6 protein-coding genes and 1 pseudogene are annotated in these 8,170 nt (G+C 29.9%); 6 read left to right on the forward strand and 1 reads right to left on the reverse strand.

Annotated features, from left to right (window positions below; translation table 11 throughout):
• Positions 1 to 70 precede the first annotated feature (70 nt).
• From KQI16_RS02710 to aspS, 6 genes are read left to right on the forward strand one after another with little or no spacing between them, the layout of a single operon-like run.
• Positions 71 to 2,263 carry a RelA/SpoT family protein gene (locus KQI16_RS02710; protein ID WP_216432030.1) on the forward strand — a complete coding sequence of 731 codons (2,193 nt, stop codon included), beginning with the start codon at positions 71 to 73 and terminating at the stop codon, positions 2,261 to 2,263.
• Between the two features lie 8 nt (positions 2,264 to 2,271).
• The gene (gene dtd, locus KQI16_RS02715) at positions 2,272 to 2,721 is read left to right on the forward strand and encodes a D-aminoacyl-tRNA deacylase (RefSeq protein WP_216432032.1); all 450 of its coding nucleotides are present in this window, start codon (positions 2,272 to 2,274) and stop codon (positions 2,719 to 2,721) included.
• Positions 2,722 to 2,732: 11 nt separating this feature from the next.
• Positions 2,733 to 3,335: an MBL fold metallo-hydrolase gene (locus KQI16_RS02720; RefSeq protein WP_216432033.1), complete on the forward strand. Its 603-nt coding sequence runs from the start codon at positions 2,733 to 2,735 to the stop codon at positions 3,333 to 3,335.
• An 11-nt stretch (positions 3,336 to 3,346) separates the two neighbouring features.
• Positions 3,347 to 4,771, forward strand: coding sequence for a coproporphyrinogen III oxidase (locus KQI16_RS02725; protein ID WP_216432035.1), 1,425 nt, complete (start codon positions 3,347 to 3,349; stop codon positions 4,769 to 4,771).
• A gap of 6 nt (positions 4,772 to 4,777) precedes the next feature.
• Positions 4,778 to 6,034, forward strand: a complete 1,257-nt coding sequence (hisS, locus tag KQI16_RS02730; protein ID WP_216432041.1) for a histidine--tRNA ligase — start codon at positions 4,778 to 4,780, stop codon at positions 6,032 to 6,034.
• Between the two features lie 13 nt (positions 6,035 to 6,047).
• A complete protein-coding gene (aspS, locus tag KQI16_RS02735) occupies positions 6,048 to 7,832 on the forward strand; it encodes an aspartate--tRNA ligase (protein ID WP_216432037.1) in 1,785 nt (594 codons plus the stop codon).
• Positions 7,833 to 7,891: 59 nt separating this feature from the next.
• On the opposite strand, the pseudogene KQI16_RS02740 reads toward aspS, so the two are convergent.
• Positions 7,892 to 8,170, reverse strand: a pseudogene (locus tag KQI16_RS02740) (IS3 family transposase); the annotation flags it as partial.

Here is an 8,170-nt window from a genome sequence, read left to right on the forward strand (position 1 = left end):
AATAGAAGAAAATGGCTGGTTGTTTAACCAGCCAATTATTTTAGACTAAATCAATAAAGGAGATTTTCCCATGTACGAAGGGCTGTTAGAAAAGATATACGAAAATTCTCATAATATAGATAAAGATATAATTAAAAAGGCTTTTGAAATTGCAAATGATGCTCATAAGAGTCAAAAAAGAGAATCAGGAGAGCCTTATATTACTCATCCTATAGATGTTGCAATAATTTTAGCAGAGATGGGTATGGATACAAGTACTATAGCAGCAGGGCTCCTTCACGATGTTATCGAAGATACGGAATATACCTATGATGATTTAAAAAATTTATTTAATGAAGAAATTGCAAATTTGGTTCAAGGAGTAACTAAGCTGGGGAAAATAGAATATAAATCTAAAGAAGAACAGCAAGCTGATAATGTCAGAAAAATGCTTCTTGCAATGGCAAAGGATATAAGAGTAATAATAATTAAGCTGGCAGATAGATTACATAACCTAAGAACTTTAAAATATATGCCAAAGGAAAAGCAGAAGCAAAAAGCAAAAGAAACTTTAGATATATACGCCCCTTTAGCGCATAGACTTGGTATATCAAAAATTAAGTGGGAATTAGAAGATCTGTCTTTTAGATATCTTCATGAAGAGGTTTATTACGATCTAGTAAAGCAGATAGCACAAAAAAGGGCAGAAAGAGAAGTTTATATAGCCAGTATTATAGAAGATTTACATAAAAAGCTCGAAGAAGCAGAAATTGATTCAGATATCGAAGGCAGGCCAAAACATTTTTATAGTATTTACAAAAAAATGGTTAATAAAAATAAAACTATTGAAGAAATATTTGATTTAACGGCAATAAGAATATTAGTAAATACAGTTAAAGATTGTTATGGTGTCCTTGGAATTGTACATACAATTTATAAACCTATTCCAGGCAGATTTAAAGATTATATAGCAATGCCTAAGCCTAATATGTATCAATCTTTGCATACAACAGTTATTGGACCTCAAGGTAAGCCTTTTGAAATTCAAATAAGAACTTTTGAAATGCATAAAACAGCTGAATACGGTATAGCAGCTCATTGGAAGTATAAAGAAGGAGATAGTGGAAAGGAAGATAGAGAGCAAAGTTTTGAAAGCAAACTTGCATGGCTTAGAGATATGCTTGAATGGCAAAAGGAAACTGCCGATGCAGAAGAATTTATAGAAGGTTTCAAAATAGATTTGTTTGCTGATGAAGTATTTGTTTTTACACCAAAAGGTGTAGTAATAAATCTTCCTAGTGGAGCAACACCGATAGATTTTGCCTATAGAATTCATACTGATGTGGGAAATAGATGTGTTGGTGCAAAGGTAAATGGGAAAATAGTTCCCCTTGATTATAAATTAAAAACTGGTGAAATTGTTGAAATTTTAACATCTAAAAATGCAAAAGGGCCAAATATGGATTGGCTTAATATAGTAAAAAGCAATCAAGCAAAAAGTAAAATTAGGCAATGGTTTAAAAAGATTAAAAAAGATGAAAATATAATAAAGGGTAAGGAACAGTTTGAAAGGGAATTAAAGAAACAGGGAGTTAATTATTCAGATATTGCAAAAGGGGAAAGTTATGAGAAACTAACTAAAAGATATAATATTAACAGTATGGAAGATTTATATGCAGCTATTGGAGTTGGACAATTATCAGCATCTTCTTTTATATCAAAATTAAAAGAAGAAAATATAATTGAAAAACAAAGTGCTGAAACTATTAATAGATCGATTGAAGAGCAAATAGCTAAATCTGATAAATCTTCAAATAAGAATAAGATTGCAAAGGATTATGGAATTACAGTTAAAGGCGAAAGCAACTTAATGGTAAGGTTCGCTAAATGCTGCAATCCTGTACCAGATGATGATATAAAGGGATATATTACAAAAGGAAGAGGAGTTTCGGTTCATAGGACAGATTGCAGTAATTTAAAATCATTAATTGAGCATGATAAGAATAAGGTGATACAGGTTTCTTGGGGAAAAGCCAAGGGAGCTGATTATATTGCAGAAATTCAAGTTGAATCTGATGATAGAGAAGGAATTTTAGCAGATATCATTAATATAATTTCTGAAAGTAAATTAGCCATAAGCTCGATAAATGCTCAAACAGCAAAAGGTAATATTGCTAAAGTAAATATTAAAATTAGAATTTATTCTGTTGAGCAGCTAAAGGAAATAATGAGAAAAATAAGAAGAGTAAAAGGCGTAATGGATGTCTATAGAATGAATAGTTAGGTGAGATTATGAGAGCAGTTGTACAAAGAGTTACATCTTCAAAGGTAATAATAGATAATAAAGTTGTAGGATCAATTAATAAGGGTCTTAATGTATTAATAGGAATATCAAAAGAAGATACAGTTGACGATCTTAAATATATGAAGGATAAAATATTAAATCTTAGAATTTTTGAAGATAAAGATGGTAAAATGAATTTATCCTTATTAGATGTTAAGGGTGAAATTTTAGTTATTTCACAATTTACTTTATACGGTGACTGTAGAAAGGGAAGAAGACCTAATTTTATGGAGGCAGAAGCTGGAGAAAAAGCAAAGGCTTTATATGATAATTTTGTTGCTATGTTGAAGGAAGCTTCAATAAAAGTAGAAACAGGAGAATTTGGAGCTAATATGAAAGTAGATATTCAAAATGATGGACCTGTTACATTGATGATTGATAGTAAGCGTAATTTTTAAGGAGGTTTAACATGAAAGTTGAAACTTTAATAGTTGGTAGAATGGAGGAAAATTGTTATTTAATAATAGATGAAAATACAAATAAGGCAGTACTTATAGATCCAGGTGCAGGAGCTGAGTATATTTCAAAAAAAATAGAAGCTTATGGGGCAGACTTAGAAGCAATATTTTTAACTCATTGTCATTTTGATCATAATGGAGCTGTTGATGAATTAAAAGTAAAATTTGATGCGGAAGTATATTTAAATGAAGCAGAGGCTGAATATATGAATATGGATACTTCAGGCCTTTTTACTAAATTAGAGAGTAAGTATAAATATGTAACAGAAGGTGAAAATGTTACTGTTGGAAGCTTAAATTTTAAGCCTATCTTTACTCCAGGCCATACTGTAGGTGGAACTTGTTACTTAGTAGAAGATAAATTATTTAGTGGTGATACTTTATTTAAAGGCTCAATAGGAAGAACAGATTTGTCAGGTGGAAACTTTCATGATCTTATAAGCAATATAAAAAATAAACTAATGATCTTAGATGACAACATTGAGGTATATCCTGGTCATGGGGATAAAACAACGATTTCAAAGGAAAGGAGTAAAAATCCTTTTCTAGTTTAAAAGGAGAACAAATGAAAATAGTTATTAAATTAAATGATTTAAAATATAGATATGATGTTTTTCAAATGTTTAATATATATTATCCTTTGGATGAAATAAAATTTCAAGAGGAAGGGGAATATATATTAAACATTTTTGAAGGGAAAGCAAATTTTAAATATAAGGATTATTTTAAAGAAATTAATACAAGTGAGCATATTAAAGATGATATTAAAAAACTAGTTTTCTCTTCATTAAAAGACATAACTGGAGATTATTACCCATGGGGAACTTTAGTAGGAATAAGACCTTCAAAAATAGCTCTAAAACATTTAGAGGAAGGATTTAGTGAAGAAAAAATAGTTGAAATTTTTCAAGAAAAATATTTAGCTTCTGAAGAAAAAGCAAAACTATGTATAGAAATTGCTAAAAAAGAAAAAAATTTTGTAAATAAGGATGAAAAAAATATAGGGGTTTATATAGGAATGGCTTTTTGTCCAACAAGGTGCTTTTATTGTTCTTTTACAGCTAATCCAATAGGCAGCAATAAGAAAAATATAAATCCTTATTTAAATGCTTTATCTTATGAAATCTCTGAAATGGAGCAGTATATTAATGAAAGAAATTTAAACATTGAAAGTGTTTATTTTGGAGGAGGAACACCGACTTCAGTAAATAATAAGGATTTTGAATTTATAATGGAAAAAATATATAATAGCTTTATATTGAACAGAAATGTCAAGGAATTTACTGTTGAATGTGGTAGACCTGATAGTATAACTATTGAAAAATTAGAAACAATGAAAAAATATAATACAACAAGAATAAGCATTAATCCTCAAACAATGAATGATAAAACCTTAAAGATGATAGGAAGAGGACATACATCAAAGGAAGTTATTGAAGTATTCAAGCTTGCAAGGAAGCTTGGCTTTGATGATATTAATATGGATATAATTATTGGTTTGCCTGGTGAAGGCATAAATGAGGTTAAACATACTGTGGAGGAAATATTAAAATTAAAACCAGATAGCTTAACAGTTCATGGTTTATCTTTAAAAAGAGCTTCAATATTGCATGAAAACTTTATATTAAAAAAAGGTATTCAACTAAAAAAACAAAGTGAACTCTCAGAAATGTATGAAGCAAGCAGAAATCTTGCTAAAGAATTAGGATTAGAACCTTATTATATGTATAGGCAAAAAAATATGGTAGGAAACATGGAGAATATCGGCTACAGTAAAAGGGGTAAAGAAAATTTATATAATATAGAAATGATTGAAGATAAGCAAACGATTATTGCCTTGGGAGCCGATGCTGTTTCCAAAGTAGTTTTCTTCGATAATAATAGAATTGAAAGATTTGGAAACGTAAAGGATATTAAAGAATATATAAATAGAATAAGTGAAATGGTTGAAGAAAAGAAAAAGTTGTTAGATACACTTTATTTAAAATAGGAGGAGATATTAATGGAGATCCAAGCACCAAAAGGGACAAAAGATATGCTTCCACAAGACGCTTATAAATGGCAATATGTAGAAGGAATATTGAGAGAAGTTTCAAAAGCTTTTGGAGTAAGAGAAATTAGAACGCCGATTTTTGAGCATACAGAGTTATTTTTAAGAGGAGTTGGAGAAACAACTGATATAGTTCAAAAGGAAATGTATACTTTTAAAGACAAAGGTGATAGAAGTATTACTTTAAAGCCTGAAGGAACTGCACCTTCTGTAAGAGCTTTCATAGAAAATAGACTTTTTAATGAAGCACAACCAACAAAACTATATTACATTATTCCATGTTTTAGATATGAAAATGTACAAAAGGGAAGACTTAGACAATTTCATCAATATGGAGTAGAAATGTTTGGTTCAAAAGAACCATCTATGGATGCTGAAGTAATTTCTTTAGCAATGGAAGCTTTAAAGAGATTAGGCCTTAAAAGTTTGAGTTTAAATATTAATAATTTAGGCTGTCCAAAATGTAGACCAAAGTATAATGAAGCATTAAAAAGTTATTTAAAAGAAAATTATGATGACTTATGTGATGTTTGTAAAACAAGATTTGAAAAGAATCCAATGAGGATACTTGATTGTAAAGAAAAAAAATGTAATGATATAACTAAAAATGCACCAATAATTTTAGATTATATATGTGAAGAATGTAATGATCACTTTACAGAAGTAAAAAAATATTTAGATGCTTTAAATATTGAATATAAGGTAGATCCGGGTATTGTAAGGGGATTAGATTATTATACTAAAACAATATTTGAGATATTAAATGAAGATTTTACTGTTTGTGGTGGTGGAAGATATGATAAGCTTATTGAGGAAATAGGCGGTCCTGAAATGCCAGCTGTAGGTTTTGGATTAGGATTAGAAAGATTAATAATGACTCTAGAACAAGAAGGAATAGAGATACCTCATGAAGCTTATATAGATCTTTATATAGGTTCTAGAGGTGATAAGGCTAAAATGGAAGCCTTTGTTTTAGCTAAGAAACTGAGAGAAATTGGAATAAAAACTGAAATAAATCACATGGGTAGAAGTATTAAGGCGGAAATGAAGTATGCAAATAAAATAGGTGCTTTATATACTACAATCTTAGGTGATGATGAACTTGAAAATAAGCTTCTAAAAATTAAGAGAATGAGTGATGGAGAACAGTTTGAAGCAAGTTTAGATAATATAGAAACTATTAAAAATGTTCTAAATAATTAAGGAGGAAGACAATATGGGTGAGGCTTTAAATGGTTTAAAAAGAACTATGATGTGTGGAGAAGTTAGAGAAACACATGTGTCTCAAAAAATTACTTTAATGGGATGGGTTCAAAGAAATAGAAAATTAGGTGGATTGCAATTTATCGATCTAAGAGATAGAACAGGAATAATGCAAATAGTTTTTGGTGAAGAAATAAATGCAGAAGCTTTTGAAAAGGCTAAAGGAGTAAAACCAGAATATTGTATTGCTGTTACAGGAGAAGTTGTATTAAGAGAAGCACCAAATGAAAATCTACCAACTGGTTTTGTTGAATTAAAATGCGAAAGCTTAAAGGTGCTATCAGAATCAGAAACACCACCAATATATATAAAAGAAGGCTTAGATGCAGATGAAAGAATTAGACTTAAATATAGATATTTGGACCTTAGAAGACCAGATATGCAAAAAATATTTATGATAAGAAGCAAAACAACAAAGGCTATACGTGATTACTTAGATAGAAATGGATTTTTAGATATAGAAACTCCAATGTTAACAAAGAGTACTCCAGAAGGAGCAAGGGATTATCTTGTGCCATCAAGAAATTATCCAGGAATGTTCTATGCTCTTCCTCAATCTCCTCAAATATTTAAGCAATTATTGATGGTATCAGGCTTTGATAAATACTATCAAATAGTAAAATGCTTTAGAGATGAAGATTTAAGGGCTAATAGACAACCAGAATTTACTCAAGTTGACCTTGAGATGAGTTTTGTTGATCAAGATGATGTAATGGCCTTAAATGAAGGATTAATAGCTCACGTATTTAAAGAAGTTGCAGGAGCTGACATTAAGCTTCCTATTAAGAGAATGAAGTATAAAGATGCAATGGAAAAATACGGCTCAGATAAGCCTGATTTAAGATTTGGAATGGAAATAATAAATATCACTGAAGATGTCAAGGATATGGATTTTGTAGTATTTAAATCTGCAATAGAAAATGGCGGTTCTGTTAGAGCTTTATGTTTAAAAGGTGGTGCTAACCTTGGAAGGAAGCAAATTGATAAATTAGCAGAATTTGTGAAAACTTATAAAGCTAAGGGATTAGCATGGATTCAAATAAAGGAAGATGGAGTTAAATCATCAATATCTAAATTCTTAACAGAAGAAGTTACTAATTCAATAATAAATTCAACAAAAGCAGAAACTGGAGATGCTATTTTTATAGTAGCGGATAAAAATTCTGTGGTATTACAAAGTTTAGGTGCTTTAAGATTACACTTAGCAAAGGAATTTGAATTAATAAAAGACAAGAACGAGTTTAATTTTGTTTGGATTACAGAATTCCCATTACTTGAATATGATGAAGAGGAAGGAAGATATTTTGCGGCTCACCATCCATTTACATCACCAATGGATGAAGATATAGACTTATTAGAAACAAATCCTGGAGCAGTTAGAGCTAAGGCTTATGACTTAGTATTAAATGGAGAAGAATTAGGAGGTGGATCAATAAGAATTCATGATTCAGCCCTTCAAAAGAGAATGTTTAAAGCTTTAGGATTTACTGAGGAATCTGCTCAAGAAAGATTTGGATTCTTAATAGATGCTTTTAAATTTGGACCACCACCACATGGAGGTTTAGCTTTTGGATTAGATAGAATGATTATGTTCTTAGCTGGAACAGAAAATATTAAAGATGTTATTGCCTTCCCAAAAAATCAAAATGCCTTTGACTATTTAAGTGAAGCACCAAATATAGTTGATAAAAAGCAGTTAGATGAACTTGGAATAGGAATAGCAAAAAAAGAAAATTAATAAAAAAGTCCAACAATTAATTAAAATGTACCCCTTGTCAAGGACAGTTTAAAAAAAGACTATGAAACAGCTTCAAGAAGATGACTTCTGTATCGGACAGGAGTCATCTTTTTTAAAATCCACTGAGATCTATAGTTATTATAATAATCAATATAATCATCTATTTCAGTAATTAATTCCTGAAATGTTTTACACTCATTGATATATGTTTCATCCTTTAATAGTATCAATTACTATATCTATTTTTAAACTATTAGAAAGGTTATAAGCTAAAACTTCGTTTGTAGCGGCATCTAAAATGGTCGACAAATAAGCCTTTTGTCCATTCTTAAAAAACA

The organism is Caproiciproducens sp. MSJ-32, assembly GCF_018918055.1.
Classification (GTDB): domain Bacteria; phylum Bacillota; class Clostridia; order Clostridiales; family Clostridiaceae; genus Clostridium.